The organism is Qipengyuania sp. YIM B01966, from assembly GCF_016461955.1.
Classification (GTDB): domain Bacteria; phylum Pseudomonadota; class Alphaproteobacteria; order Sphingomonadales; family Sphingomonadaceae; genus QFOP01.
Window position 1 is genome coordinate 451978 of sequence record NZ_JADMNM010000001.1, and the last position, 23427, is coordinate 475404.

Genomic DNA, 23427 nt, shown 5'->3' on the forward strand with positions numbered 1-23427 from the left:
GTCAGACCAGCCGTGCGCCGCCCTTGAACAGGGCGGTTGCCCGGCCCTGCACCGGCTGCCCGTCAAACGGCGTATTGCCGGCACTGGCGGCCATCTTGCGGCTGTCGACCACCCACGGGCGGTCGGGATCTATCAGCGCGATATCGGCAGCGGCGCCGACGCGCAGCACGCCGGCATCGACGCCCAGCAAGCGCGCGGGCGCCCCGGCGACAAGGTCGAAGGCGCGCGCCATCGTGATCGTGCCGTCGCGCACCAGCCCGAGCACCGCCGGCAGCAGCGTTTCGGCCCCGGCCATGCCCGGCAGCGCATCGGCAAAGGGTAGGCGCTTGTCTTCCGGCCCGCGCGGATCGTGGCCGCTGGCGACGATGTCAATCGTCCCATCCGCCAGCGCCGCCAGCACGGCGCGGCGATCGTCTTCGGCGCGCAAGGGCGGCGAGAGCCGGGCGAAGGTGCGAAAGCCGCCCGTCGCGAGGTCGGACAGCATGATATGCGCCGGCGTTACCCCGGCGGTGACTGCGACCCCGCGCGCCTTGGCCGCGCGAACCAGATCGAGCGCGGCGCGCGTCGTCACCTGCCGCAAGTGCAGCCGCGCGCCGGCCATTTCCGCCAGCGCTATGTCGCGCGCGGCGGCCAGCGCCTCGGCCTCGGCCGGCGCGCTCGGCAGGCCCAGCCGGGTCGCCATTTCGCCCGCGGTCGCCGCTGCTGTCCCCGCCAGCCCGCCATCCTCCGCATGGGTGACGACCACCAGGTCGAGCATCGCGGCATAGCGCAGCAGGCGCAGCATGACGCCGGAATCGGCGATCCATTTGCGCCCGGTGGCAATTCCGCGCGCGCCGGCCTCGCGCATCAGGGCGATCTCGGCCAGATGCTCGCCAGCCAGGTTCACCGTCGCGGCTGCCAGCGGATGGACCCACAGCCCCGGCTTGCCGCTCTGCGCGGCGAAGCGCACCCGTGCCGGGTGATCCAGCGGCGGCGACTGGTCGGGCATCAGCGCCGCGCGCGCGATGCCACCGAAATGGAAGGCCGGCTTGTCGACCGCAAAGGTGCCGTAATCGACCAGCGCCGGGGCGATCAGCGCGCCGCGCGCATCGACCCGCTCGTCCCCCTCGGCCGGGGCCACTTCCCCCAGCGCGGCGATGAGACCGTTCTCCAGCCGCACGCCGCCGTCTTCGATGCCGCCGGGCAGGACCAGCCGCCCGCCGGTAATGGTCAGCGGGGCGGCGATCATACCCACTGCTCCGTGCCCGGCGCCGGATCACCCCAGCCCGGCAATCCGCGCGCCCGCCGGGTCAGCACGTCGAGGCAGGCCATCCTCAGCGCAACGCCCATCTCGACCTGGCGGGTGATGAGCGAGATGCCGTCCATCTCGGCCACGTCGCTGTCAATCTCGACCCCGCGGTTCATCGGGCCGGGATGCATCACCAGCGCGCCGGGTGCGGCCAGCGCCAGTCGTTCGCCCGTAAGCCCGTAAAGATAGCGATATTCGCGCGCCGACGGGATGAACTGCCCGCTCATCCGCTCGCTCTGAAGCCGCAGCATCATCACCACATCGGCCCCGGCCAGCGCGGCGGCGAAATCGTGGTAGGGAATGACGCCCAGCCGATCGACCGCGGCCGGCATCAGCGCCGGCGGCGCGCATACGCGCACCTCCGCGCCAAGTGCGGTCAGGGCCAGGATGTTCGACCGCGCCACGCGGCTGTGCAGGATGTCGCCGCAGATCGTCACCTTGAGGCCGGTGAAATCATCCGCCGTCTCGCCCCGCTCGCGCAGCGCATGGCGCAGCGTCAGCGCGTCTAGCAACGCCTGCGTCGGATGCTCGTGCTGCCCGTCGCCGGCATTGAGCACCGGGCAATCGACCTTGTCCGCGATCAGCGCGACCGCACCGCTCGAGCCGTGGCGGATGACGATCGCATCGGCGCGCATGGCGTTGAGCGTCATCGCCGTGTCGATCAGCGTCTCGCCCTTTTTCACGCTCGATTGCGCGGCGTGCATGTTGACCACGTCGGCGCCCAGCCGCTTGCCGGCGATCTCGAAGCTCAGCAGCGTGCGGGTGGAGTTTTCGAAGAACGCGTTGATGATGGTGAGGCCGGCCAGGAGATCGACCCGCTTGGCCGCCTGCCGGTTCAGCGCGACCCAGCGTTCGGCCTCGTCCAGCAGATAGAGGATTTCATGGCGCGCCAGATGGCCGATGCCCAGCAGGTCGCGGTGCGGGAAAGCCAGCCCTCCTGCCGGATAGCGGCCATCGGCGGCGGGAGGTGGCGGCAGGTCCATTAAAGCCACGCCCTTAATCGAGCCTCATGGACCGCTCAAGCGGTTTCGGGTAGCGCGCATCGCTGCCGCCGCATACGCCGGCGATCAGTGCTGTTCTAAAGGTTGTCCGATGTCCTTTGCGCGCAAGGTATGGCATTTTCTGGTTGCGGTGAAGGACGGGCTGAGCCTCGTGTTCCTGCTGCTGTTCTTCCTGCTGCTCTATGCCGTGCTGACCGCGCGGCCCAGCCCGGTGCCGGTCCGCGAGGGCGCGCTGCTGCTGCGGCTGAATGGCGCGGTGGTCGAGGAAAAGTCACGGATCGACCCGCTGGCCGTGCTGATGTCGGACAGCGCGCCGGCGCGCGAATTCCAGGCGCGCGATCTGGTCCGCGCCATCGATGCCGCGGCGGGTGACGCGCGGATCAAGGCAATCGTGCTCGATCTGTCGGAATTTACCGGCGGCGGGCAGGCGCATCTGCAGGATATCGGAGAGGCGCTGGGCCGGGCGCGCGCGGCGAACAAGCCGGTGCTTGCCTGGGCGGTGGCCTATGCCGATGACGGATTGGCGCTTGCCGCCCATGCGAGCGAGATCTGGGTCGATCCGCTGGGCGGCGCGATGATCGCCGGACCCGGCGGCTCGCACCTCTATTATGGCGGCCTGTTCGACCGGTTGAAGATCAATGCCAGGGTCTACAAGGTCGGAACCTACAAGTCGGCCGTTGAACCTTATACGCGCAGCGACATGTCGCCCGAGGCGCGCGAGAACTACACTGCGCTGAACGGCGCGCTGTGGGAGGAATGGCAGGCCAATTTCCGCAAAGTGCGGCCGCAGGCCGATCTGGCACGGGTGACCGGCCAACCGGCCGAGTGGGTCGACAGCGCCCAAGGCGATCTTGCCACGGCCGGGTTGTCGGCCGGTCTGGTCGACAAAATCGGTACCAAGGTCGATTTCGGTCGCCGCGTCGCGCGGCTGGTTGGCGATGACGAGTGGGACAATGCGCCGGGCGCCTTTGCCCACACGGAACTCGATCCCTGGCTGGCGGATACCCAGCCATCGGCAACAGGCGACAAAGTGGGCGTTGTGACAATCGCCGGCACGATCGTCGATGGCGATGCCGGGCCCGGCACGGCGGGGGGCGAGCGCATCGCCAAATTGCTCGACGATGCGCTGGACGATGATTTGAAGGCGCTCGTCGTGCGGGTCGATTCGCCCGGCGGTTCGGCGCTTGCCAGCGAGCAGATCCGTCTCGCCATCCTGCGCCACAAGCGGACCGGGATCCCGGTCGCGGTATCGATGGGCAATGTCGCGGCCAGCGGAGGCTATTGGGTGGCGACACCGGGCCAGCGCATCTTTGCCGAGCCTGAGACGATCACCGGCTCGATCGGCATATTTGCCGTCGTCCCGACCTTCGAGCGGTTGGCTGCCGAATGGGGCGTCAACGCCGATGGCGTGCGGACCACGCCGCTGTCCGGCCAGCCCGATCTGGTCGGCGGGTTCACGCCCGAAGTGGACGCGATGCTGCAAAGTCTGATTGCCAATGGTTATCAGGATTTCCTCGGCCGGGTGGCCTATTCGCGCAAGATGAGTGCGGCGCAGGTCGATGCGATCGGACAGGGCCGCGTTTGGGATGGGGGCGCCGCCCGCCAGATCGGCCTGGTCGATCAGTATGGCGATCTCGATGATGCGATCGCCTGGGCGGCTGCGCAGGCTAAGCTGGACAAGGATGGTTATGCGGTGACGTATCTGGGCGACGGCCTGCCGACCTTCGACAGCTTGCTGGAAAACCTGGTCATGCGCGACAGCAGCGAGAATGCGGGGGCGCGTGACCTGTTCGCGCTGGTGGCAGGGCGTGAACAGGCAGCGCTCGAACGGCTGGCCGACGATGTGCGGCTAGTGTTCTCGCGCCGCGGGGTGCAAGCATACTGTCTCGAATGCCCGATGCCGCCGCAGCCAGGAAAGGTAAACGCGCCGCAGGATGCACTGACCATATTCAAGCGCCTGTGGCTTGAATGATTTGCCTGTCATCGGCGGGTTGCCAAAGCACCGGGTACATGGCAAAGGCGCGCCCCTGCCGCCTTGCTGGCCGGCGGGCGCGTAGCTCAGTGGTAGAGCACACCCTTCACACGGGTGGGGTCGCAAGTTCAATCCTTGCCGCGCCCACCATCTTTTCAATGACTTAAAAGAGATGGGCAGCGTTTCCATGAAAAAAACATGAAAAACCTGGGTGGACATCCGCGAACATCGGCGGGGACCTCGGCGCGATGAGTCTTCAAGCAATCGCCAACTCGATCGACCTGCATAGCCGCAGCGAACCAGAGGGTTACCGCATTTTCACGATTGGCTGACAAACATGCCCCGTCAAACTCGAGAGAAAGCATGTCAGCCCATCAACCAGTCCTTCCGGCCAAGGCCATTGAGCTCGTTAAGTCCAGAAATCTCGAAAAAGCTGATGATTTGCTAGCCGATTTCGCTGCGGCCGGTCTGATCAAACCTATGCTCTCGTGCGAGAAATAAGACCCCGCTGGGGGTCCGAGCAAGGTAGTGCGCGATGCTCAGATTCCGACCCAAGATTGGGAAAGGATTGTAGCATCAGAAAAATTCATGCCGCCCTAAACGGTGGAACGGTTCGGCTAGAAGGATCGCCTCTACAGGGGGCTTGCCGTCAGTCCTCATAACCGGAATCAGCTTTTCCGAAGCTGCGCTCGTCAAGGTTCTCGATAGGTATTGCGTGGGTTTACCGGCCTGTGCCTCCGAGCAATCTAGCGGCTGCGATGCGCACGCTATGACGAAAAGCATCGCTCCATCCATCGAAGTTTCCGAGGCAAAGAAGGAAGACGTGCAACCGATCAGGTCCGGCGATCTTACCGCGTCAGTCGCTCAGACCGAACAGGCGACTGGGTTGGGTCGGACGACAATCGACAAGCTTATGCGAGATGGCACGCTGGTCAGGAAAAAAGTCGGCAGACGAACTCTGATCACGGTCGAAAGCATCGAGCGTTTGGTTGGTGCAAAGGTAGCCTGACAACTAGGTTCAGGACCCATTAAATCGCTTGCGCGGGAGGCAATCGGTTGATTCAATGGCAGCATCAAGGAGGAGGTGGTGCTGTTGTCAGATCTGTGGTTGTTGAGCGAGGCGCAGATGCGCCGGATCGAGCCCTATTTCCCTCTGTCGCACGGCATTCCGCGGGTCGATGATCGCCGTATCGTGAGCGGCATCATCTTCGGCATTATTGCGGGCACCTTTTTCGATCTGGCCGGGAGCCTCGCAAATCGAGCATCCAACCTGCCCATGATCGCTACAATGTTCGTAGTCGCGCTGGCTGCCGCCTGGAAGCTAAAGGGTGCTTGGGTGGTCCCGATGCTTGTCGCTGCCGGAGCGGCAACTGGGTTTGTTCTGCTTGGCTGAGATAAGGTCAGAATGACCCCAGACAATGTCCGCTTTGAGGAGCTAAGAACTCGGGTGGCTACGTCCGACATCGGGGCGCAAAGCTGCCGATGCAGGATAGGCATTGGACAGGTGCAAAAAACGGATTCACAGAGGCACAGCAATCCTGCAAAACCGCGGATTTCCGTGGTTTTGGGTGAGAGCTATTCTGGTCTCGAATCCTCTCTCCCAGTCCAATGTACTGATGCTATCTGGATTCTTGTCGGCTGGCCTCATGCTAGAGGAATAAGGTCGCCAGCGCGTCTTCGGCATCGTCGCGCACAAGATGGCCATAGTGCTTCTCGATCATCGCGACACTTGTTCCTGACAATTGGGCAACTGTCAGGATCGGCAAGCGCACGCGCACAAGATCCGTGATTACGCTATGGCGTAATGTGTAAGCGGACACGGCATCCGGCAAGTTGGCTTCCCTTACAGCATCCTTGATTGGGTGCTTCCAAGTATCCTTGTTCCAGGCGTCGCCCGACGGCCGAGCAAAGACCGGCGCCGTTGGTAATTTGCCCTTCGCCTGAGCGGCAAGGAAACTGGCAATCACTTGTGGTAACGAAATCTGCCGCGGGCTGCCGTTCTTGTCCTTGCCAATTGTTAGTGTCCGGGTGCGCTTGTTAAAGTCACGCGCGACCAGGCCTGCAAGCGAGCCGGGACGCAATGGCAGGAGACATAGCGCCATTAGGAACGGCCGCACTTCCGCGCAGGCGGTATCGATCAGTCTCTTGCGCTCAGCCTTGTCCAAATAAAGTTCTCGGCGCTTGTCGGCACCCTTGGGGGGCTTAAGGGCCTCCTGCCATGCTGCATCGGTATTGGGGGAGCCGACCGTGAGTACACGCCCCAGCGCCGCGCGCAATGGCACCATGTCGCGGTTCACCGTCGATCTCGCTCGTTCCTTCCAGCGCTTCTCACCTTCCTTGGTCCGGGTCAACAAGGCGGGCGCCTTTTCCAGCCGCTTGCGCCAGCTGCGCAAGTGGTGCCGCCGAAGCTTGTCGAGCTTCACCTTGGCGATGGGATCATCGTAGACATGTCTTCGGAACACACCTTCAGCGATGGAATTGGGCCTCTCCTCCAGATAGGCGAGACAGGCATCCTTCACCGTCACCATATCGCGGGCGAGTTCGCCGCCGGACTCCACAGTTGCCGCCCACGCCTCAGCGTCGTTCTTGGCCTGCTTGAAGACGTCATGACCGGTAAGCGTGCCGTAATCGCCGAGCCGCTTGCGCTGGTTGCGATTGCGGTCCGCGTCGTAAAATCTAGCAAACCACGTGCCGCCGTCGGTCTTCTTCGATGGCCTATAGCCAAGGTAGACCCCTTGGCGTAGACGATGCCAATGCGGCTCAAATCTGGTATCCGGAATCGCTATCCTAAAATCCATGAAAAAAACATGAAAAACTTGGGTGGACAGCAGCGAACATCGACGGGCGCTATCCGCTGTTTTTACTAGATTTTCTCATTTCGAAAAACCGCAGATTTGCGTTATTCCCACCCTTCACACGGGTGGGGTCGCAAGTTCAATCCTTGCCGCGCCCACCATTTCAGACATCAAAGCGGGGCGACCCTTTGGGCCGCCCCGGTTTGCTCATTCCGCGGGCTTGATGACGGGTGCCCGGCCGCTCACGCCAGCTTGACCAGCGCCTTCGCGCTCTTTCTGGTCGAAGAAACGCTTGGCGACATAGCCGCCCGCCCCGAGCGCTATCATCGCCGGGAGGCTCATGCGGCGGAGCATGGTTGTTGCTACGACACCCAAGGCCGCGCCGGCGGGGCCGCCGACAGTGTGAGTCTGACGGGCGATCTTGTCGCCGACATAGGCACCGATAATCTTACCAATCACGTGTAATCTCCTTCGGGACGACAACACGCGGTGGCCAGGCATGTTCCGGCGTGGCGCGGCGAACAGGCGGCAGCGTGCGCCCCGCCTTCCTCGGGAACGCCGAATTCGTCTGCATAGTCACCCAGACGCGCGCGCACGGCCTCACGCGAGAGGCCGAACTGACCGAGATTGTAACTGTGCGGACGCGACTTCAGCGCGCGCGAACGATCAATATAGGCCTCCATCCCGGCTACGGCGGGTCCGATGTCGAGTTCGAGGAAACGATAGACCCGGTTCATCGTCCCGCGCCAGTCGCGCTCCATATCCTCGTACTGGACATCGATTTGGCGGTGTGCGGGGACAGCCTGACGAGCGGCACGCATCCGGTCAATCTGAAGGCCCGTCTTGCGCAGCCATTCCGCGCCGATCTGCGCGGGATCGACATGGTTCGAGTAAATGATCGTCTGGTTCCAGGCGAGCGATGCGGCGCTGCCGACGATGGCGGTTGGCGCGCGGTGCGTGAAAATCAGACGGGCATCTGGGAACACGGCGAGCAGCGCCGGCAGGTCGAGCATATGTTGCGGCGTCTTCAATATCCATGGCCTTATCGACGACACCTGCTGCGACCAGCCGATCAGCCGCAGCAGATCTGCGAGATAGGCATAGGCGGGCGTTGCATCGGCCGCTTCGCACCAGCGCGCATAGGCAGGGATCTGCCACTGCGCCTCGTGCTTCATCCCGTACATACTCGCCACCAGCAGGCCGAGCTCTTCTTCCGGTTCGTACGGGCCGGTCGGGTGGATCGACAGCGTGCGCGGATTTGCAAGGCGCGCGACCTGCATGATCCGCGCTGCCAGTACCGGGCGAAAATCGGCCTTGCGCCCGGCGAGAACCTCTTCGAAATCGGGGCGCGGCACCGGGCTTATTGTCTCGAAACTGCGCAGATGGCTGAACCGCCTGTCGGCCGCGAGCAACCGGTGCATCCGCGTGGTGCCCGAGCGCATCGGGCCGACAATGACCACCGGCCGCTTGAGCGGACGAGCGAGGATCTCGGGATGGCGGGCAAACCATTGCTGCGCCCACAGCCGGTCCACCAGCACCTTGCGAAACTGCTGAATGGCGGCAAATTCGCCCGCAGCGTTCAGCCGCGCCTCGTGCCGGACGGCATCGAGCAGCACCTCGAACGGGCCGGTGAACCAAGCGTCGCCGAAATCGTCGAGGCCGGCGACGCGCGCCGCATCGGCCATCAGCGCCTCGCGTTCCAGCACCGGCGAGCGCATCAGCCCGGTCGCGCGGCCCGCGCGCAGGCCGGCATCCAGCAGCGAGATAAACGGGGTTCGCCGCGGGGGTTGGCTTTCGCTGCTCTGCATTGCCCCCCCGTGCTGGCCCGTCCCCGCGCGATAACCACCGCACGGGCGCGATTCAATCGTCTGCTTGGTGGCTGTTCCATACTGGACAAGGAATGAACCTGGCCCGATAGCGCCGCCCATGCACGATATTCGAGCCATCAGGAACGATCCGGCAGCGTTCGATGCAGGGCTCGCGCGGCGGGGTCTGCCACCACAGGCAGCGGCACTGATCGCGCTCGACGAGCGGCGCAGAGCTGCGGCAACCGAGGCGCAAGAGGCACAGAACCGGCGCAATGCGGCGTCAAAGGCGATCGGCCAGGCGATGGCCAGCGGCGCAGCGGACGAAGCCGAAGCGCTCAAGACCGAAGTTGCCGCGATCAAGCAACAACTCCCCGAGCTTGAGGCGGAAGAGCGCGACGCCGGCGCGGCGCTCGACGCGGCGCTGGCGGTCGTTCCCAACCTGCCCGCCGATGACGTTCCCGAAGGCGCGGACGAGCAGGCCAATCGCGAGATCGCCCGCTGGGGCACACCGCGCCAGTTCGATTTCACGCCGCAGGAACACGCCGACCTCGGCCCGGCGCTGGGGATGGATTTCGAAACCGGGGCGGCATTGTCCGGCGCGCGCTTCACCTTCCTGCGCGGCCCGATTGCGCGCCTTCACCGCGCGCTCGGCCAGTTCATGCTTGACCGGCATATTGACGCCAATGGCTATACCGAGTGCAACCCGCCCGTGCTGGTCAATGACGGGGCGATGTATGGCACCGACAAGCTACCCAAATTCGCCGAGGATTCGTTTCGCACGACCGATGGCCGCTGGCTGATCCCGACCTCCGAGGTCAGCCTGACGGCATCGGTCGCCGGCCAGATCCTGCCCGAGCTCGCCCAGCCGATGCGCCTGACTGCGCATACGCTGTGCTTCCGCAGCGAGGCGGGCGCGGCGGGGCGCGATACGCGCGGGTTCATCCGCCAGCATCAGTTCGAAAAGGTCGAACTGGTCAGCATCTGCCGCCCGGAAGACAGCGAGGCGGAGCACCAGCGGATGCTCGCCTGCGCCCAAGGCGTGCTGGAAGCGCTCGACCTGCCCTATCGCACGATGCTGCTGTGCACCGGCGACATGGGCTTCGGCGCGCGCAAGACCTACGATCTCGAGGTCTGGCTGCCCGGCCAGGATGCCTGGCGCGAGATCTCCTCCTGCTCCAACACTGGCGATTTTCAGGCGCGGCGGATGAACACCCGCTACCGCCCGGCGGGCGAGAAGGGCACCGCCTTTGTCCACACGCTCAACGGCTCGGGCCTCGCAGTCGGGCGCACGCTGGTGGCGGTGATGGAAAATTATCAGCAGGCCGATGGCAGCATCTCGGTGCCGCCTGCCCTCGCCCCTTATATGGGCGGCGTCACACGGCTGGAGCCGGCCGGCTGATGCGCATCCTGATCACCAATGACGACGGCATTTACGCCCCCGGCCTCGAAGTGCTGGAGTCAATCGCCCGCCAGTTCACCGACGATATCTGGGTCTGCGCGCCAAGCGAAGAGCAGTCGGGCATGGGCCATGCGCTCACCCTGACCCGGCCGATCCGCATGAAGCGCCACGATGACCGGCGCTTTTCGGTCAGCGGCACGCCGACCGACGCGGTCACGCTGGGTCTGCGCAAGGCGCTCGATACGGCGCCCGACGTGATCCTGTCGGGCGTCAATCGCGGGGCCAATCTGGCCGACGACATTACCTATTCGGGCACCGTCTCGGCCGCGATCGAGGGCGCGCTGGCCGGGGTCCGTTCGATCGCGCTGAGCCAGGTGATGCCGCATGAAGGGCGCGGCGGGGGCAATCACGAGATTTTCTCCGCAGCGCGCGGCTGGGGTGCCAAGGTGCTCGCCCCGCTGCTCGATACGCCGCTGGCCCGGCGCACGCTGGTCAATGTGAACTTCCCGCCGGTGCCAGCCGACGCGGTCAAGGGCATCCGCGCCGTGCGCCAGGGCTTTCACGACTATGCGCGTGGCTCGGTGGTCGAAGGGCGTGACCCGCGCGGCCAGACCTATTACTGGTTCGGGCTGGAAGCGATCGAGCACACGCTCGATCACGGCACCGATCTGGAGGCGATCGATGAAGGCTATGTCGCGGTGACGCCCTTGCAGCTCGACCTCACGCACCATTCCTCGCTCGGCAATCTGGCCGACCGGTTCGGCGCATGATCCGCGCTGCCGTGATCGCGCCTCTGGCGCTGCTGGTGATGGCCGCAGCCGGCGATCCGGCGAGGGAGAGCAGCCATGTCGTGGCCGAGGGCGAAACGCTGGGCGGCATTGCCAACCGGGCGGGCGTTCCGGCCGCAGCGATTGCCGCCGCCAACGGCCTTGTCGAACCTTATGATGTTCGCGCGGGGCAGCGGCTGCTCATTCCGCGCCAGCGGGCGCACCGCGTGCGCGCGGGGGAAACGCTGCTCGGCATCGCGCACCGCAACGGCGTAACGCTGAGCCAACTGGCAATCGCCAACAACCTTGTCGAACCATACCGCTTGCGACCGGGGCAGACGTTGATCATCCCGGCGGTCCTGCCTGCGTCCGCCCGTGCTGCCGCCGCAGTCGCCGCCGCAGCAGCCGTTGCCGATGCCCCGGCGGCCCCGCATCGGCCGTATTTTCGCCGGCCCCATGATGGGACGGTGCGCCTCGGCTATACAAGCCGGGCCGATGGCGGCGGCCATGACGGGGTCGATTACGCAGTTCATACCGGCGACATGGTTCGCGCGGCAGCCGGCGGCACGGTGGTCTCGGCGGGCGCGGTGCCGGGCCGCTATGGCCGGGTGGTGGCAATCGATCACGGTCAGGGCTGGACGAGCTTTTACGGACATCTGGCGCGCGTTACCGTCAGCCAGGGCGAAATCGTCCGTGCGGGCGAGCGGATCGGGTTGGCCGGGCAGGCGGGCGAGGCTGAGCGGCCGCAGCTGCACTTCGAAATCCGCCGCAACCAGCAGCCGGTTGACCCCGCACCGTTGCTGGGGCGGCGCTAACGGCAAGGGCGATGGCTGACCGCTTTCCTCGCAAGCGCGCACCCGCCTTCCAACCGCTGCGCCGCGCGCTCAAAGTGCCCGTCTGGGGCGATTTGGGCATCCGCCTCGGCCTGGCCCTGTGGCTGATCTTCATTGTCGTGATGATCCACTGGTGGGACCGCGACGGTCTGGTGGACAATCACGACGGCCACATCAGTTTTCTCGACGTGATCTATTTCACGATGATCTCTGTCACCACCACCGGATTTGGCGACATCGCCCCCATTTCGGACCGGTCACGGCTGGTCGAGGCGGTGATCGTCACGCCGATCCGTTTCGCCGTCGTGTTCATTTTCGTCGGTGCGGCATACAATTTCATCATCAAGCGGAGCTGGGAGAAATTTCGCATGCGCCGGATACAGCAGCAGCTGGCCGACCACATCGTTGTGCTGGGCTACGGCATCTCCAATTCGCAGAGCGTCGGCGAACTGATCGAGCGGGGCACACCGCCCGAGGCCATCGTGGTGATCGACCCGGAAGAGGAACGCACGCTGGAAGCCGAACAGCTCGGCTGCAATGTGATGACCGCCGACGCCACACGGGACGAGACGCTGCAAGCCGTCAATATCGATCGGGCATGCCGGGTGCTGGTGTCCGCTGGCCGGGACGATACGTCCATCCTGCTGGTGTTGACCGTGCGTCATCTGGCCCCTTACGTGCCGATCAGCGTCGTGATCCGGGCCGAGGATAACGAACTACTCGCGCGGCAGGCGGGGGCCGACAATGTCATCAACCCGGTACGCTTCACCGGACTGCTGCTGGCCGGTTCCGCCCAGGGCAGCCATGTCGCTGAATATATGGCTGATCTTGCCTCGGCACAGGGCCGGGTGCAGCTGGTCGAACGGCAAGCCGGGCCGCAGGATATCGGCCGCTCGCTAAGCGATCTGCCCGGCAAGGCGCGCGGTTTGCGGATTTTCCGCGGCGGCGACGAAATCGGCTTCTGGGAGGAGGACGAGGCCGTCATTCGCGAAGGCGACATCGTGCTGGCGATCGTTCCGACGCTTCACGACAGCGCCCAGAACACTGCACCCATCGCCAGATAGGACGCAATCCAGTACCCCCCATCCATCAGCGCCAGCCGCAGCGGGCGGCGTTGGTGGATATAGCTGGTCCACAGCGCGGGCACCACGAAGGCCAGCGCCACCCCGCCCGACTGCATCGCATACAGCCACGGTTTCTGCGCCAGTACGACAGGTCCGATGCGCGCGAAGAAATGGCCCAGCATGGTCGCCGATACCAGCATCAGCAGCAGCGTGGTGCCCAGCGTCACCACCTTGTTGCGCCGCGCTTCGGCGATGCGCGGGGCATATTCGCGCTTGGCTTCACCAAATAGCGGGCCGTACCACACCCCGCCCAGCGCAAAGGCACTGAGCGCGGCGACCATTACAGCACTCCAGTCGACCAGACCCATCACAATCCCCGTTCACCGCAGCGTGTAGCGGTTTTGCGCCGCGTCGTGTAGGGGCGGCGCGCGATGCGTGTGCCAACCCCTCCCGTGACCCTTCCCGATCAGAAGAAAGTCGGCATGGTCAGCCTCGGCTGTCCCAAGGCGCTGGTCGATTCCGAACGCATCCTGACGCGGCTGCGCGCCGATGGCTATGCGATGAGCGCCGATTATGCCGGCGCGGACGTGGTGCTGGTCAACACCTGCGGCTTTCTCGATTCGGCCAAGGAAGAAAGCCTGGAGGCGATTGGCGAGGCGGTCGTGGAAAATGGCCGGGTGATCGTGACCGGCTGCATGGGCGAGGAGGCCGAGGCAATCCGCGCCCGGTTCCCGCAGGTACTCGCGGTGACAGGTGCCCATCAATATGAGGCAGTGGTCGAGGCGGTGCACGAGGCCGCGCCGCCCAGCCAGGGGCCCTTTGTCGATCTGATCCCGCAACCCGACATCAAACTGACCCCGCGCCATTACAGCTATCTCAAGATCTCCGAAGGCTGCAACCACTCCTGCGCCTTCTGCATCATCCCGCAATTGCGCGGGCGGCTGGCCAGCCGGCGGGTCGATGCGGTGCTGCGCGAGGCCGAAAAGCTGATCGCGGCCGGCACGCGCGAATTGCTGGTGATCAGCCAGGATACCAGCGCCTACGGGGTGGATATCCGCCACGAGGCGCGCCGCTGGCAAGATCGCGAGGTGCGCGCGCACATGACCGATCTGGCGCGCGAACTGGGCCAGTTGCGCACGCCGCAGGGTGCGGTGCCGTGGGTGCGGCTGCATTATGTCTATCCCTACCCCCACGTCGATGCGGTGATCCCGCTGATGGCCGAAGGGCTGCTGACCCCCTATCTCGACATCCCGTTCCAGCACGCCAGCCCGGCGGTGCTGCGGGCGATGAAGCGCCCCGCGAACGAGGCGCGCGTGCTTGAACGGATCCGCGCCTGGCGCGCCATCGCGCCCGACCTCACCATCCGTTCGAGCTTCGTGGTCGGCTTTCCGGGCGAGACCGAGGAGGATTTCCGCTATCTGCTCGACTGGCTCGAAGAAGCCCAACTCGACCGGGTGGGCGCGTTCCGCTTCGAACCTGTGGCGGGCGCCCAGGCCAACGACCTGCCCGGCCATGTCCCCGAGCCGGTCAAGGAAGAACGCTACGCCCGGCTGATGGAGGTGACCGAGCGGATCAGCGCCGCCCGGCTCGCGGCCAAGGTCGGGCGCACGCTGCCGGTGATTATCGACGCGGTCGGCGAGCCTGACGAGGACGGCGATATCGGCGCCACCGGGCGCAGCCAGGCCGATGCGCCAGAAATCGATGGTGCAGTCTATTTGCGCAATGTGCCGTCAACGCTGGTCGCCGGAGACATCGTTTCTGTCCATGTCGAGGATGCCGACGCGCACGACCTCTACGGCGTGATCAGCGCAGCGTCCGCAGCGTGATCGACCGGCGCATCACCTCCATTGGCGCGATCGAATGCTCCCACTCCTCGCGCGCTTCACCCGACAGCCGATAGAGCGAGCGTGGCGGCAGGGGCACGTTGACACGGTCGAACCCGGCGGCGCTGCGGCGGCGGAACCGCATGGTGGCGGGCGCTGACAACGACAGGCCGAGGACCTCGCCATAATGCGGCCGGTCGCGGTGCCAGCCGATGCCCGCACCCGGATCGTAGCGGATCAGCAGCGCCTGCACGCATTGGTAAGCGGCCACACCCCCCAGCGGTGCAATCTCTTGCGCCAGGCGGCGCAGCCAGGCGGGAAAGGGTGCATCCTCTACCCGCCGGCCAGCGGCATGATCGTAAGCCGCGCCGTAACTCGCGGTGAGGCGCCTGCCGGTCCATCGCTGGAACCGGAACGGCGCGAGCGGGGCAGCGTCGACCAGGCCTTCGAGACGGGCGGCCTCTTCATGACTGACCGCCTCTGTGACAAGCGTCAGCCCTGCCGGGCGGGCTGGGGCTACGCCGAACAGGTCGTGCTGAGCGCTCATGACGCACGATATGGGCACGCCCGCCGCGCTCGATAAGTATCGGGTGGAAAATCCCTCGCCGCTGGCGCATGGGGCAATCATGGCCATAGACATCGACCTCGCATTCTCGTTCACCATGCCGCAAACGGTGGACGTGCTGCTACAGTTCGAAGCCGCCGTCATACCCGAACAGAAACTGCTCGAAACCGATACCTGGGTGACCAGGGGCGAACATTTCGCCCGCGTTCCAGCGCAGGATCTGATCGGCGAACGCATCTGGATCCGGGCCAGCGGACGCTACGATGTGAGTTACAAGGCCAAGGTCGAGGTCAACCGGCTGCTGACCGAAATCCGGCCGCTCCAGCGGGTCGAGCCGCATGATCTGCCGGGCGATGTGGTCAAATATCTGTTCGATTCGCGCTATTGCCCGGCCGGGCGCTTCCAGCCTTATGTCGAGGCCGAATTCGGCAGCCTGCAGGGCGGCGAGCGGATCATGGCGATGCACGACTGGATCGCCGAGAACATCAGCTACACCCCCGGGGTCAGCGATGCCAACACGACCGGGCTCGACACCTTTGTCGAACGCCACGGCATTTGCCGCGATTTTGCGCATGTCATGGTGATGCTGGCGCGCGCCTCGACCATACCGGCGCGGTTCGTCAGCTGCTTTGCCCCGGGCGTCACGCCGCAGGATTTCCACGCCGTGGCCGAGGTCTTCCTCGCCGATCCGACCACGCCCGGCGGCGGCGCATGGTATCTGGTCGATGCCACCGGCATGGCGCAGCCGGAAAACATCGTGAAGATCGGCGTCGGCCGCGATGCCGCCGATGTCAGCTTCATGAGCAGCTTCGGGCCGACCGAATTCCTCAGCAAGACGGTGACGATCAACGGCCGCACCAATGACCAGGGCTGACCATTAACCTGCCGCCCGCCGCCAGTCCCGCAGCGGGGCGGCACGGGGCAGCATCTGGCAAAGGCTGCGGCATTCTGCCATTCCCGATTGCATGAACGATGCGGTGAAATGGATCGGCGGGGCGAGCGCGCTGGTGGTCGCGGGCTTTGCCGCGCTGGTGTTGATGACCGACGATCCCCCGCCCGCCAATCCGTTGCCGGCGCGGGCCCAAGGAGCGCTCCCCCCGGTCGCCCCGCCCACACCCGGTGCGATAACGGCCCCCACCCCCGCGCAATCCGCAGCGCCATCCGATAGCCCGTTCGTCGTCAAGCGGGTGCTGCCGATTACCGGTCCGATCAAATATGGCGAATGGCATTGGGACGACGAAGGCGTGCCCGATGGGCCGCTGGTAATCACCGTCGATCTCGAGGCGCGCGTCGTGTCGGTCTTTCGCAACGGCTATGAAATCGGTGCGGCGGCGGCGATGCTCGGCACCGATGATCACCCGACACCGCTCGGCACATTCCCGATCCTGCGCAAATCGCGCCATTATCAATCGCGCACTTATAACAACGCGCCGATGCCGTGGTCGCTGTGGCTGACCAATGACGGGATCGCCATGCACGGCGGAGCCGAGGTCGAGAACGGCTATGCCAGCCATGGCTGCGTGGCGATCCCCAATGGCCTTGCCAGCCGGTTGTTCGAAGTCGCCAATGTCGGCGACAAGGTGATCATCACGCGCGGGGCGAAGCTGGGGATCGGGCAGTCGATCCTCTAACCCGGCCCGGTTCCACCATCATCTTATCCCCGGTCGCCGTGCGGGTGACGATCACCCCCGCCAGTGTCGCGCGCGCACCGGGCACCAGCGACGCATCGAGCCGCGCGACATCGCCCGGCAGGACGGTGCGCCCGCCAAGCTGCGCCAGCGCGCGTTCGAGCACCAGCAGGCGGATGGCGGCCGGCGCATCGCTTCGGCGGTAGAACAGCCGCCCCGGCGCCGGCGCGCTGACCTCGGCCCGCCATTCGGCATCGGCATAGTGCGCGAGCGCCGCCGCCGCCTGTTCGAGATGCCCGGCAGACCGCGCCAGCGCCGCCGCATCGAGCCACGGGGCAGCGGCCAGCTGCCCGCGCATCCGCGCGCGGTCGTAATGCAGGTCGGCATTGGTCGGGTCGTCCACCACCTCGAGCTGAGCGTCGGTCACAACCGCCGCGAGCTCGGCCCGCCGCCAGCCGAGCAACGGGCGCACCACCGGCACCGGCCCGGCCAGGCAAGCCGCCGGCCTGATGCCGGCGAGCCCGCCAAGCCCGCTGCCCCGATTGAGCCGCATCAAAAGCGTTTCGGCCTGGTCGTCGGCGTGATGCGCGGTAGCGATCGCAGCAAGGCCCAGTTTGGCCGCCCACTCGCCCAGCGCCGCATAGCGCGCCTGCCGCGCCGCTTGCTGCGTGTTGCCCGGTGCGAGCGAGACGGCGAGCGTCCGGTGCGGCACGCCCATACGGGCGCACAATTCGGCCACCAGCGCCGCTTCGTCGGCGCTCTCGGCACGCAAGCCGTGGTCAACGGTTGCCGCCGCGATGCGCCCGGGAATGGCGGCGGCGGCCAGCAGCAGCATGGCCACACTGTCAGACCCACCCGACACCGCCAAGCCGACGCGCGCGCCGGGCGGATCGGCCGGGTTCAGTGGCGCAAGATCGCCCGCGAAGCGGCTGACCAGCGCCGCTGGCAGCAGATCAGGCGGGGCAGCGGACCCGGCCACGCGCCGCCTGATACTGGCTCGCCAGCCGGCCTGCCGCGACCGCCGGATAATTCTCGCTGAATTCGGCGAGCGCGATGCAGGCGCGGTTGGTGTCCTGCATGGCGATCATCGATTCGCCAAGGAACAGCAGGCTGTCGGCCGCGCGCGCGCCGTTCCGGTCGCTCTGGTAATTGCGCAGGAACCACGGTGCCGCCTCGCGCGGCTTGTTATCGTCGAGATAGGCCCGGCCGAGCAGGTTGCGCCCGAAGCTGATCCGCGCGTGGCTGGGATAGCGTTCGACGAACAGCGTCAATTGCTGCTGCGCTTCGGGAAACAGCCCCGCTTCCCACAACCGGAAGCCGTAGGAATATTCATCGTCGCCGGCATCGCCGGTCTGCGGCTTGGCAATCGCCTGCACGCGGGCCAACCGTTCGGCGCTGAGCCGCGCGGCGGGGGCCGGTGTGGCTCCGGCAGGTTGCGTCGCCGGACGCGCGGCCTGGGGTGCCGGGGCCGGTGTTGCAGCGGAAGGGGCCGGAGTGGTGGCCGCCGGCGCGGCGGCTGCCGGTGTGCCGGTGCCTTCGAGCGCGGCGACACGCGTGGTCAGGATGCGCAGCGCATTGGCGTTTTCCTCGCTCTGCGCGGTGAGCCGCTGGAGCGAGCTTTCCACCGCGTCCATCCGCGCCAGAATGTCGGTCACCGCCGTGGTCGCCGGCGGGGTGCTTCCGGCCGGACGCGGGGCCTGGGCATTGCTGATCTCGGGTTCGAAATAGCGCCCGTCGCCGCCGGGAAAGACCTGCCGCTGCAGGGCGCGCACTTCCTGTTCGATCCGGCGCAGGCGCGCCTCAGCATTGGCGTCCTGTGCCAAGGCCGGCACGGGCGCCGTCAGCAGTGCCGCCAGCGCGCTACCGGCGGCCAGCAGGCGGCTGATAGTCTTGAACTTCATCTCTTCAATCCCTCTGGTCCGGTGCTGTCCATCGCCGGCGAGGGCCGAACAGCGGCTGAACGATCCGTGTGCCTTGCTGCCGGGCGCGCAAGCGCTTGTCGAGAACGGGGTGCTACGTGGTCGGGGAAATCCGCCCGTCCGAGGTTGGCGACGGTGCTGTCCCCGGCATGGGCGCGGCCGGCGTTGCCGCACTCGGCGCACCGCCAGCGCTGACCGGACCGGGCGCCCGGCGGGCCGCGAGCGAGGCCGCGTCAACCGGCACATCACGCATCACCTGCTGCCGGTCGGCCAGCTTGGCGACCGGCCGGCCGCCCACCGTTATTGCCAGCGCCTCGGGCCGGCCGGTCCACAATTGGGGCCGGTCGGTGCCGGGCGGCACGGTATAGCTTTCGCCGCGGGCCAGTTCCTTTTCTATCAGCCGGGTGCCGGCGCCATCGTAAAACCGCACCCACACCCCGTCATCCTCGGCTGTGAACACCACCGGGCCGCTGGCGGCTGCGGGCGCCGCACCGCCGGCTGTAGGCGCGCCGGTCGGGCGGGCAGCGACCGTTTCCGTCGTGAGCGGGGGTGGGGTCAGGCCGGGGGCGAAATAGGTGCGGTAGAACATCACACCGCCCGCCAGCAGCAGCGCCAGCGCCGCAAGGCTCGCGAGCGCCAGCCCGCGCGATGGTACGCGCGCGGGGTCGCCTGGTTCAAAATTGCGCAGTCGCTGGGGCGCGTCAGCCGTGCGGGCCGTGCCGAGTTCGGCGCGCACGTCATCGGCGATTGCACGTGGATCGAGGCCGACCGCGCTGGCGTAGGAACGCGAAAAGCCCACCGCATAGGTGCGTGCGGGAAGGGCATCGAAGGCGCCATCCTCGATCAGCGTAAGGTGCCGCTGCGGGATGCGGGTTTCGGCGGCGATCTCGGCCAGCGACTTGCCGGTCGCTTCCCGCGCGCGGCGCAAGCGCTCGCCCACACCCATCAGGGGCAGTTCCCCGCCCGGATAACCCTCGTCGTCGACCATCAGCGTCCCATCCCGTCAGGCCGGTTTTTGATCCGGCGCCGCCCCGATCCCCTTGCCCGGTGAAAGCCCCGGCGGACAGCGCCTGTCAAGCGCGCACTGGCGGCGCCCGCAGCCTTTACGACGAAGCGGCGCGCGGCTGCGCTCATCAGTCCGTTTCGATCCCGCGCGCCGTCGCCCATTCCGTCAGCGCCGCGCGCAGATCGGGCGGGGGCTGGGCCAGCCACAGCGTCATCTGCCTGCCCAGTTCCGCCAGATCGACCTTTCGCACCAGTTCCTTGATCGGGCCGACCGAGGCGGGTGTGATCGACAGCCGGCGATAGCCGAGACCGAGCAGCGCCAGCGCCTCCAGCCGGCGCCCGCCCATCTCGCCGCAGACGCCGAGATCGACCGGATAGCCGGCACTCGCCTGCACCACCCGCCGCAGAAAGCGCAGGATCGCGGGCGAGAGCCAGTCATAGCGCTCGGCGAGCTTGGGATTGGCGCGGTCGGCCGCGAACAGGAACTGGGTGAGGTCGTTAGTGCCGATCGAGAGGAAATGAATCTGCGGCAGCAGCAGATCGAGCACCTCGGCCAATGCGGGCACTTCGAGCATTGCACCGAAGCGGATTTCGTCAGGCAGGTGCCGGCGCTGACCGCGCAGGAAAGCGATCTGGGCCTCGAACACTGCCTTGGCCGCCGCAAATTCCCACGGTTCGGAGACCATCGGGAACATCACGTTGAGCACCCGCCCGGCCGACGCCTCGAGCAGCGCGCGGGCCTGGGCCTTCAACAACCCTTCGCGTTCGAGCGCGAGGCGCAGCGCGCGCCAGCCCATCGCCGGGTTTTCGTCCTGATCGGCAATGTCCGAGCGCAGATAGGACACCGCCTTGTCGCCGCCAATATCGACAGTGCGGAAGATGACCGGCCGCTCGCCCGCGGCGTCGAGCACATCGCGGTAGAGCCGCGTCTGGCGCTCGCGCTGCGGCAGGGTGGCCGAAACGAGGAACTGGAATTCGGTGCGGAACAGGCCGATGCCGTCCGCCCCGGTCAGGCTCAGCAGCGACATATCGTCGCGCAGGCCCGCATTGATCATCACCTGGATGCGGGTGCCGTCGCGGGTGAACGGTTCGACGTCGCGCAATTCGGCGTAGGCGGCCTGCCGCTCGCGCGAGCGGGCAAAGCGCGCCTCGAACGCATCGATCATCGGCGGCGCGGGCCGCACGGTGACGGTCGCCCGATCGGCATCGAGCAGGATCTCGTCGCCATCGCTGACGACGCCCCGAATCCCGCGCGCCCGGCCGAGCACCGGGATGCCCATCGCCCGCGCAACGATCACGACGTGGGCGGTGAGGGAACCCTCCTCGAGCACCACCCCCTTCAGCCGGCGGCGATCATATTCGAGCAGTTCGGCCGGGCCGAGATTGCGCGCGATGAGGATCGTGTCGCGCCGCAGACCCGCGCTCGCCGCCGTGCCGATCTGCCCCGAAACGATCCTGAGCAGCCGGTTCGACAGATCTTCCAGATCGTGCATCCGGTCGGCTAGCAAGGGATCGTCGATCTCGCGCATCCGCATCCTGGTGCGCTGCTGGACCCGCTCGATGGCAGCCTCGGCGGTCAGCCCGGAATCGATCGCCTCGTTGATCCGCCGCGACCAGCCTTCGTCGTAAGCGAACATCTTGTAGGTCTCGAGTACCTCCTCGTGCTCACCGGCGGCGCCGAACTCGGCCTGGCTGGCCATCTGGTCGATCTGTTCGCGCATCCGGTCGAACGCGCGATAGACCCGCTGACGCTCGGCCTCGGTATCTTCGGCCACGACGTGTTCGATTGTAATCCGCGGCTGGTGGAACACCGCCGCGCCGGCGGCCAGCCCCTTTACCAGCGTTTGCCCGCTGATGATCGCCGGCCCGGTCATCTCGGGCGTCAGGCCGACGCCGTCCTCGGCATCGACCAGTTCGGCATGTGCGATCAACTCGCTCAGCACCATGGCGACGGTCTGCAGCGCCTCGATCTCGACATCTTCGTAGCGGCGCGGCTCGACGTGCTGGACACACAGCGTGCCGACCGCGCGTTCGCGATAGACGATCGGCACACCGGCGAAGGAATGGAACTTGTCCTCGCCGGTTTCGGGCCGGTACGAAAAATCGGGATGCGCCTTCGCCTCGGCGAGGTTGAGCGTGTCGATATAGGCCGCGATGGTGCCGGTCAGCCCTTCGCCCATCGCCAGTCGGGTAACGTGCACCGCCGATTGGTTGAGCCCGCGCGTGGCATAGAGTTCAAGCATCCCCTCGCGCAGGAGATAGATCGAGCACACCTCGCTATTGAGCGCGGTGCCGATAATCTCGACCACCCGGTCAAGCTTGGCCTGCGCGTGAAGGCGCGAGGCCATGACCTCGTGCAACTGGTTGAGGATCGACCGGGCGGCCGCGGCTGCGCTCATGCTGCCGCTATAGCAGCTTCGCCGCCGAGGGGAACGCGGGCGAAGCCCTTATCCGGCCGCGATTTCTTCCTTCAGCCGGAGTTTCTGTTTCTTGAGCGTCTGGATGGTCGCCGCGTCGGGCGCGGGGCGCGCCAGTTCGGCCCGCAGCATGGTCTCGATACCGGCATGCTTGGTCTGCAGGGCGTGGACGTGAGACGAGGCCATCGTGTCGCTCTCCTTTGTTGGTCCGCAGCCGGAAGCGGCCCGGACGGGGCGACTCGCGCTTGCGCTGGATACGAGCCGCGCAAAGACCATCAAATCATAGTCCGGGCCCCTTGCGAAGCCCGGATATTCGCTTAAGCGACGAAGCGCGGGGCCAGGCGCGACGAAGCGCCGGCGAGCGGTAAGGGGCACAGTGCGGCGTGACCGAGCAGGAATTGCGCAAAAGGCTCGAGGCGCTGCGCACCGAACATCGCGATCTCGACGCGGCGATCGCGGCGCTGGGCGATGCGGGCGCGCAGTCGGGCTATGTCGACCAGTTGCAGATCGCCCGGCTGAAAAAACGCAAGCTGCGCCTGCGCGACCAGATCGCGGCGGTCGAGGATATGCTGATTCCTGACATTATCGCCTGATCGCAGCCCTGTGGCGGCTGAGCGGAAAACTTGGGAAATCCCGGTCCGCACCCTTCCCACCGGCAGCCGCGCGGTTTTATCGCGGGGCCTTCCATGAATACCGCCAGCATCACCCGGCCGATCATCGAGGCGCTATATGTCGAGGCGCTGGGCCTTGCCGATGCGGTGCGCGACGGCTTCGGCCGCGCCGGCGATACGCAAGCGGCGGCCGACGATCCGGCCGTGCGGCTGGCCCTGTCGGTCGAGGGCCTTCGAACGACGACGCGAGTGATGCACATCCTTGCCTGGCTGCTCAACCGGCGGTCCTATTACGATGGCGGGATCAGCGAATTCCAGTTGCGCCGCTGCGCGCTGCTGGCGCCGGCACGCGCCGCCGAACTGGACAATCTGGCGCTGCTGCCCGCCGCGATCGTCAAGCTGATCGGCGATAGCGAGCGGCTTCATGCGCGGGTCGCGCGGCTCGATGCCGACTGGCACCACAGCTTCATCATGCAGCCGCCGGCGGTCGAACGGCTGCGCGAACGGTTGACGGCGAGCGGCGGGAACTAGC

Annotated in this window: 23 protein-coding genes, 1 tRNA gene and 1 pseudogene; 13 read left to right on the forward strand and 12 right to left on the reverse strand. The window is 66.4% G+C overall.

Annotated features, from left to right (window positions below):
- Position 1 precedes the first annotated feature (1 nt).
- The gene (locus ILT46_RS02295; protein WP_199502985.1) at positions 2-1228 is read right to left on the reverse strand and encodes a dihydroorotase; all 1227 of its coding nucleotides are present in this window, start codon (positions 1226-1228) and stop codon (positions 2-4) included.
- The gene (locus ILT46_RS02300; RefSeq protein ID WP_199502986.1) at positions 1225-2271 is read right to left on the reverse strand and encodes an aspartate carbamoyltransferase catalytic subunit; all 1047 of its coding nucleotides are present in this window, start codon (positions 2269-2271) and stop codon (positions 1225-1227) included. The genes ILT46_RS02295 and ILT46_RS02300 overlap by 4 nt, the downstream gene beginning before the upstream one ends.
- A gap of 109 nt (positions 2272-2380) precedes the next feature.
- Here ILT46_RS02300 and sppA point away from each other — a divergent pair, with 109 nt between their 5' ends.
- The 4 genes and pseudogenes from sppA to ILT46_RS12085 all read left to right on the forward strand — a co-directional run.
- Complete coding sequence (gene sppA / locus ILT46_RS02305; protein ID WP_199502987.1) at positions 2381-4261, forward strand: signal peptide peptidase SppA; 1881 nt, start codon at positions 2381-2383, stop codon at positions 4259-4261.
- 75 nt (positions 4262-4336) lie between these two features.
- Positions 4337-4411: transfer RNA gene (locus ILT46_RS02310), tRNA-Val, on the forward strand.
- Between the two features lie 619 nt (positions 4412-5030).
- On the forward strand, positions 5031-5270 hold the full coding sequence (locus tag ILT46_RS02315; RefSeq protein WP_233396894.1) for a hypothetical protein: 240 nt from the start codon (positions 5031-5033) through the stop codon (positions 5268-5270).
- A gap of 84 nt (positions 5271-5354) precedes the next feature.
- Positions 5355-5471: pseudogene (locus tag ILT46_RS12085) on the forward strand (IS5/IS1182 family transposase); the annotation flags it as partial.
- 439 nt (positions 5472-5910) lie between these two features.
- Here ILT46_RS12085 and ILT46_RS02325 read toward each other — a convergent pair.
- From ILT46_RS02325 to ILT46_RS02335, 3 genes are all read right to left on the reverse strand, one after another.
- On the reverse strand, positions 5911-7059 hold the full coding sequence (locus ILT46_RS02325) for a tyrosine-type recombinase/integrase (RefSeq protein WP_199502989.1): 1149 nt from the start codon (positions 7057-7059) through the stop codon (positions 5911-5913).
- 204 nt (positions 7060-7263) lie between these two features.
- The gene (locus tag ILT46_RS02330; RefSeq protein ID WP_199502990.1) at positions 7264-7515 is read right to left on the reverse strand and encodes a hypothetical protein; all 252 of its coding nucleotides are present in this window, start codon (positions 7513-7515) and stop codon (positions 7264-7266) included.
- Positions 7512-8864, reverse strand: a complete 1353-nt coding sequence (locus ILT46_RS02335; RefSeq protein WP_199502991.1) for a sulfotransferase family protein — start codon at positions 8862-8864, stop codon at positions 7512-7514. The genes ILT46_RS02330 and ILT46_RS02335 overlap by 4 nt, the downstream gene beginning before the upstream one ends.
- A 118-nt stretch (positions 8865-8982) precedes the next feature.
- On the opposite strand from ILT46_RS02335, the gene serS reads away from it, so the two are divergent.
- Genes serS through ILT46_RS02355 form a run of 4 tightly spaced genes read left to right on the forward strand, consistent with a single transcriptional unit; the run spans position 8983 to position 12927 of the window.
- The gene (gene serS / locus ILT46_RS02340) at positions 8983-10263 is read left to right on the forward strand and encodes a serine--tRNA ligase (RefSeq protein WP_199502992.1); all 1281 of its coding nucleotides are present in this window, start codon (positions 8983-8985) and stop codon (positions 10261-10263) included.
- Positions 10263-11033 (forward strand): 5'/3'-nucleotidase SurE, encoded by a 771-nt coding sequence (surE, locus tag ILT46_RS02345; protein ID WP_199502993.1) that lies wholly within the window; start codon positions 10263-10265, stop codon positions 11031-11033. Before serS ends, surE begins: the two co-directional genes overlap by 1 nt.
- On the forward strand, positions 11030-11845 hold the full coding sequence (locus ILT46_RS02350) for a M23 family metallopeptidase (protein WP_199502994.1): 816 nt from the start codon (positions 11030-11032) through the stop codon (positions 11843-11845). Before surE ends, ILT46_RS02350 begins: the two co-directional genes overlap by 4 nt.
- A gap of 11 nt (positions 11846-11856) precedes the next feature.
- Positions 11857-12927: a potassium channel family protein gene (locus ILT46_RS02355; RefSeq protein ID WP_199502995.1), complete on the forward strand. Its 1071-nt coding sequence runs from the start codon at positions 11857-11859 to the stop codon at positions 12925-12927.
- On the opposite strand, the gene ILT46_RS02360 is transcribed toward ILT46_RS02355, so the two are convergent.
- Positions 12888-13295, reverse strand: coding sequence for a DUF1761 domain-containing protein (locus ILT46_RS02360; protein ID WP_199502996.1), 408 nt, complete (start codon positions 13293-13295; stop codon positions 12888-12890). The genes ILT46_RS02355 and ILT46_RS02360 overlap by 40 nt on opposite strands.
- A gap of 63 nt (positions 13296-13358) precedes the next feature.
- Here ILT46_RS02360 and rimO point away from each other — a divergent pair, with 63 nt between their 5' ends.
- Positions 13359-14753 carry a 30S ribosomal protein S12 methylthiotransferase RimO gene (rimO, locus tag ILT46_RS02365; protein WP_199502997.1) on the forward strand — a complete coding sequence of 465 codons (1395 nt, stop codon included), beginning with the start codon at positions 13359-13361 and terminating at the stop codon, positions 14751-14753.
- Here rimO and ILT46_RS02370 read toward each other — a convergent pair.
- Positions 14731-15297: an alpha-ketoglutarate-dependent dioxygenase AlkB gene (locus tag ILT46_RS02370; protein ID WP_199502998.1), complete on the reverse strand. Its 567-nt coding sequence runs from the start codon at positions 15295-15297 to the stop codon at positions 14731-14733. The two genes, rimO and ILT46_RS02370, sit on opposite strands and share 23 nt — an antisense overlap.
- Here ILT46_RS02370 and ILT46_RS02375 point away from each other — a divergent pair.
- Together ILT46_RS02375 and ILT46_RS02380 are read left to right on the forward strand one after the other, a co-directional pair.
- On the forward strand, positions 15296-16189 hold the full coding sequence (locus tag ILT46_RS02375) for a transglutaminase-like domain-containing protein (protein WP_370592291.1): 894 nt from the start codon (positions 15296-15298) through the stop codon (positions 16187-16189). The genes ILT46_RS02370 and ILT46_RS02375 overlap by 2 nt on opposite strands.
- Positions 16190-16280: 91 nt before the next feature.
- Entirely contained in the window at positions 16281-16946 is a 666-nt protein-coding gene (locus ILT46_RS02380) for a L,D-transpeptidase family protein (protein WP_199502999.1), read from the forward strand.
- Here the strand turns inward: ILT46_RS02380 and tilS are convergent.
- From tilS to ILT46_RS02405, 5 genes are all read right to left on the reverse strand, one after another.
- The gene (gene tilS / locus ILT46_RS02385) at positions 16903-17922 is read right to left on the reverse strand and encodes a tRNA lysidine(34) synthetase TilS (protein ID WP_370592292.1); all 1020 of its coding nucleotides are present in this window, start codon (positions 17920-17922) and stop codon (positions 16903-16905) included. The two genes, ILT46_RS02380 and tilS, sit on opposite strands and share 44 nt — an antisense overlap.
- On the reverse strand, positions 17897-18844 hold the full coding sequence (locus ILT46_RS02390) for a tetratricopeptide repeat protein (protein ID WP_199503000.1): 948 nt from the start codon (positions 18842-18844) through the stop codon (positions 17897-17899). Before ILT46_RS02390 ends, tilS begins: the two co-directional genes overlap by 26 nt.
- 112 nt (positions 18845-18956) lie before the next feature.
- Positions 18957-19850: a helix-turn-helix domain-containing protein gene (locus ILT46_RS02395; RefSeq protein ID WP_199503001.1), complete on the reverse strand. Its 894-nt coding sequence runs from the start codon at positions 19848-19850 to the stop codon at positions 18957-18959.
- Positions 19851-19995: 145 nt separating this feature from the next.
- A complete protein-coding gene (gene ptsP / locus ILT46_RS02400; RefSeq protein WP_199503002.1) occupies positions 19996-22266 on the reverse strand; it encodes a phosphoenolpyruvate--protein phosphotransferase in 2271 nt (756 codons plus the stop codon).
- A 48-nt stretch (positions 22267-22314) separates the two neighbouring features.
- Positions 22315-22470 carry a YdcH family protein gene (locus tag ILT46_RS02405; protein ID WP_199503003.1) on the reverse strand — a complete coding sequence of 52 codons (156 nt, stop codon included), beginning with the start codon at positions 22468-22470 and terminating at the stop codon, positions 22315-22317.
- A gap of 197 nt (positions 22471-22667) precedes the next feature.
- On the opposite strand from ILT46_RS02405, the gene ILT46_RS02410 reads away from it, so the two are divergent.
- Both ILT46_RS02410 and ILT46_RS02415 read left to right on the forward strand, forming a co-directional pair.
- Entirely contained in the window at positions 22668-22877 is a 210-nt protein-coding gene (locus ILT46_RS02410) for a YdcH family protein (RefSeq protein WP_199503004.1), read from the forward strand.
- A 93-nt stretch (positions 22878-22970) separates the two neighbouring features.
- A complete protein-coding gene (locus tag ILT46_RS02415; RefSeq protein WP_199503005.1) occupies positions 22971-23426 on the forward strand; it encodes a DUF1465 family protein in 456 nt (151 codons plus the stop codon).
- The last annotated feature ends 1 nt before the right edge of the window (position 23427 follow it).

Excerpts from the sequence above, each read along its gene's own strand:
- ILT46_RS02390 (WP_199503000.1), bottom strand. The coding sequence starts at position 18,844 with ATGAAGTTCAAGACTATCAGCCGCCTGCTGGCCGCCGGTAGCGCGCTG.
- ILT46_RS02395 (WP_199503001.1), bottom strand. The coding sequence starts at position 19,850 with ATGGTCGACGACGAGGGTTATCCGGGCGGGGAACTGCCCCTGATGGGT.
- ILT46_RS02315 (WP_233396894.1), top strand. The coding sequence starts at position 5,031 with ATGACGAAAAGCATCGCTCCATCCATCGAAGTTTCCGAGGCAAAGAAG.
- ILT46_RS02370 (WP_199502998.1), bottom strand. The coding sequence starts at position 15,297 with ATGAGCGCTCAGCACGACCTGTTCGGCGTAGCCCCAGCCCGCCCGGCA.
- ILT46_RS02380 (WP_199502999.1), top strand. The coding sequence starts at position 16,281 with ATGAACGATGCGGTGAAATGGATCGGCGGGGCGAGCGCGCTGGTGGTC.
- ILT46_RS02415 (WP_199503005.1), top strand. The coding sequence starts at position 22,971 with ATGAATACCGCCAGCATCACCCGGCCGATCATCGAGGCGCTATATGTC.
- surE (WP_199502993.1), top strand. The coding sequence starts at position 10,263 with ATGCGCATCCTGATCACCAATGACGACGGCATTTACGCCCCCGGCCTC.
- ILT46_RS02335 (WP_199502991.1), bottom strand. The coding sequence starts at position 8,864 with ATGCAGAGCAGCGAAAGCCAACCCCCGCGGCGAACCCCGTTTATCTCG.
- ILT46_RS02355 (WP_199502995.1), top strand. The coding sequence starts at position 11,857 with ATGGCTGACCGCTTTCCTCGCAAGCGCGCACCCGCCTTCCAACCGCTG.
- ILT46_RS02295 (WP_199502985.1), bottom strand. The coding sequence starts at position 1,228 with ATGATCGCCGCCCCGCTGACCATTACCGGCGGGCGGCTGGTCCTGCCC.
- ptsP (WP_199503002.1), bottom strand. The coding sequence starts at position 22,266 with ATGAGCGCAGCCGCGGCCGCCCGGTCGATCCTCAACCAGTTGCACGAG.
- ILT46_RS02360 (WP_199502996.1), bottom strand. The coding sequence starts at position 13,295 with ATGGGTCTGGTCGACTGGAGTGCTGTAATGGTCGCCGCGCTCAGTGCC.
- ILT46_RS02350 (WP_199502994.1), top strand. The coding sequence starts at position 11,030 with ATGATCCGCGCTGCCGTGATCGCGCCTCTGGCGCTGCTGGTGATGGCC.
- ILT46_RS02300 (WP_199502986.1), bottom strand. The coding sequence starts at position 2,271 with ATGGACCTGCCGCCACCTCCCGCCGCCGATGGCCGCTATCCGGCAGGA.
- rimO (WP_199502997.1), top strand. The coding sequence starts at position 13,359 with ATGCGTGTGCCAACCCCTCCCGTGACCCTTCCCGATCAGAAGAAAGTC.
- serS (WP_199502992.1), top strand. The coding sequence starts at position 8,983 with ATGCACGATATTCGAGCCATCAGGAACGATCCGGCAGCGTTCGATGCA.
- ILT46_RS02325 (WP_199502989.1), bottom strand. The coding sequence starts at position 7,059 with ATGGATTTTAGGATAGCGATTCCGGATACCAGATTTGAGCCGCATTGG.
- sppA (WP_199502987.1), top strand. The coding sequence starts at position 2,381 with ATGTCCTTTGCGCGCAAGGTATGGCATTTTCTGGTTGCGGTGAAGGAC.
- ILT46_RS02375 (WP_370592291.1), top strand. The coding sequence starts at position 15,296 with ATGACGCACGATATGGGCACGCCCGCCGCGCTCGATAAGTATCGGGTG.
- ILT46_RS02405 (WP_199503003.1), bottom strand. The coding sequence starts at position 22,470 with ATGGCCTCGTCTCACGTCCACGCCCTGCAGACCAAGCATGCCGGTATC.